Consider the following 2,242-nt stretch of genomic DNA (forward strand, 5'->3'; position numbering starts at 1 on the left):
ACACGGCGGGCACGGCCTGGCGCTGTCCGGAGCGGGCGGACTGCTGCTCGGCGGTCTGGCGGCCGCGGCATCCGTCGCCCTGGCGGTCAGCGCCGTTCGGTCGGCGCGGCGCGCGGCGGGGTCGCGGGGGATCGCGGTTGCTGACAGGCTGGAGGCAGCCCAGCACGTGAGCATGGCGCTCGCGATGACGATGATGGCCGGCGGGATGCTGCTGCCCCTGTTCGGAACCTGACTGCCGGGCGACGCGCCGGCGGCCGGCCGACGGATGCGCCGCGCTCCGGAATCCCGGGACGCACCCGGAGCCGGTGGCTTGGATAGAATTTCACCGTCAACCGACGGGAAGACACGACCATGGGAGAACCAATGACGCACGTGACCGAAGCGGAGCTGCTCCAGCACGTTCCCAACGAACTGTTCATCAACGGCGAGTGGGTGCCGGCCGCCGACGGGGCGACCCTCACGGTGCACGACCCGGCCACCGGCAAGGTCATCAAGACCATTGCCAGCGCCGGGGTCGCGGATGGCGCCGCCGCCCTCGACGCCGCCGTCGACGCGCAGGCCAGCTGGGCCGCCACCCCGCCGCGCGTTCGCGGCGAGATCCTGCGCCGGGCCTTCGACCTGATGCAGGAGCGCAAGCACGAATTCGCCCTGCTGATGACGATCGAGATGGGCAAGCCGCTCTCCGAGGCATACGGCGAGGTGGCCTACGGCGGCGAGTTCCTGCGCTGGTTCAGCGAGGAGGCCGTGCGCGTCACGGGCCGTTACGGCACCAACCCCGAGGGCACGGGCCGCATGATCGTGTCCCAGCACCCGGTCGGGCCGTGCTTCCTGATCACCCCCTGGAACTTCCCGCTCGCGATGGCGACCCGCAAGATCGCCCCGGCGCTCGCCGCGGGCTGCACCGTCGTGATCAAGCCGGCCGCGCTCACCCCGTTGACCACCCTCTACTTCGTGAAACTGCTTGAGGAGGTCGGACTCCCGGCCGGCGTCGTGAACGTCATCACGACGTCGACCTCGGGCGCGGTGTCCGACCCGATCATCGCCGACCCCCGACTGCGCAAGCTCAGCTTCACGGGCTCCACGCCGGTCGGCCAGAAGCTGATCCAGCAGTCCGCGCAGGGCGTGCTGCGCACCTCGATGGAACTCGGTGGCAACGCCCCGTTCGTCGTGTTCGAGGACGCCGACCTGGACAAGGCCGTCGAAGGCGCGATCGCCGCCAAGTTCCGCAACGTGGGCCAGGCCTGCACGGCAGCGAACCGGTTCATCGTGCACGAGTCGATCGCGGAGGAGTTCGCCCGCCGGGTCACCGAGCGCGTCAACGACTTCACGGTGGGACGCGGCACCGAGGCCGGTGTCAACATCGGCCCGTTGATCAACGAGGCCGCGGTCGCCAAGGCTGACGCGCTGGTCCAGGATGCCGTGGACCGGGGCGCGACGCTCCTCACCGGCGGCTCCGCCATCGACGGCATCGGAACCTTCTACCAGCCCACCGTGATCTCCGGCGTCACGCCGGGCAGCAACATCCTGCACGAGGAGATCTTCGGACCGGTCCTGGCGATCACCCCGTTCGTGGACGAGGACGACGCCGTGCGCATCGCCAACGACACCGAATACGGGCTGGTCAGCTATGTGTTCACCCAGGACCTGGCCCGCGGCCAGCGGATGATCGAGCGCCTGCAGACGGGCATGATGGGCCTCAACCTCGGTGTCGTCTCCAACGCGGCGGCTCCGTTCGGCGGGGTCAAGCAGTCCGGTCTGGGCCGTGAGGGCGGACTCGAGGGCATCCACGAATACCTCTCCACGAAGTACACCCTCACCCCGGACCCCTTCGCCGGGTAGTCGCAGGGCGGGTTCGCCGGCGGAGCAGCGGGTCGGCGGAGCGGCGGAGCGGCGGGTCGCCTCGCCTCGCCGGGCGGGCGCCTCGCCGACCGGCCCGTGCGGCTAACTCAGGAGATCCGCCGCGGCATCCGTACGTCGCCGCACTGATCCGGGTGCCGGGTGCCCATCGCACCCGGTTTTCCTGAGTTAGCCCCCCCGGTGGCCGAGCGCACCGCTGCATAACTCATGCAATTCGGTCTCGCCGGCCTGGGCCGGCCCCGGAATTCCGCGGATGCGCATCCGTCGCGGCGCGAATCTGCAGGAGTTATGCAGAGGGACCCGGGCTGACCGGGCTGCACGGGCGCGCCCGCCGCGCGCCCACCGCGCACCGGCACCGCGCACCGGCACCGCGCACCGGCACCGC

General features: G+C 71.0%; 2 protein-coding genes. Both read left to right on the plus strand.

Annotated features, from left to right (window positions below):
• Positions 1-232: hypothetical protein (locus E3T37_RS16830; protein ID WP_166806089.1), on the plus strand; the 232-nt coding region annotated here is incomplete at its 5' end.
• A 131-nt stretch (positions 233-363) separates the two neighbouring features.
• Positions 364-1,839: an NAD-dependent succinate-semialdehyde dehydrogenase gene (locus tag E3T37_RS09795; RefSeq protein WP_134366601.1), complete on the plus strand. Its 1,476-nt coding sequence runs from the start codon at positions 364-366 to the stop codon at positions 1,837-1,839.
• Positions 1,840-2,242: the final 403 nt, after the last annotated feature.

The organism is Cryobacterium sp. TMT2-10, assembly GCF_004403075.1.
GTDB classification, from domain to species: domain Bacteria; phylum Actinomycetota; class Actinomycetes; order Actinomycetales; family Microbacteriaceae; genus Cryobacterium; species Cryobacterium shii.

Bases quoted from the DNA above. Each gene is read 5' to 3' on its own strand.
- E3T37_RS09795 (WP_134366601.1), top strand. From the start codon at position 364: ATGACGCACGTGACCGAAGCGGAGCTGCTCCAGCACGTTCCCAACGAA.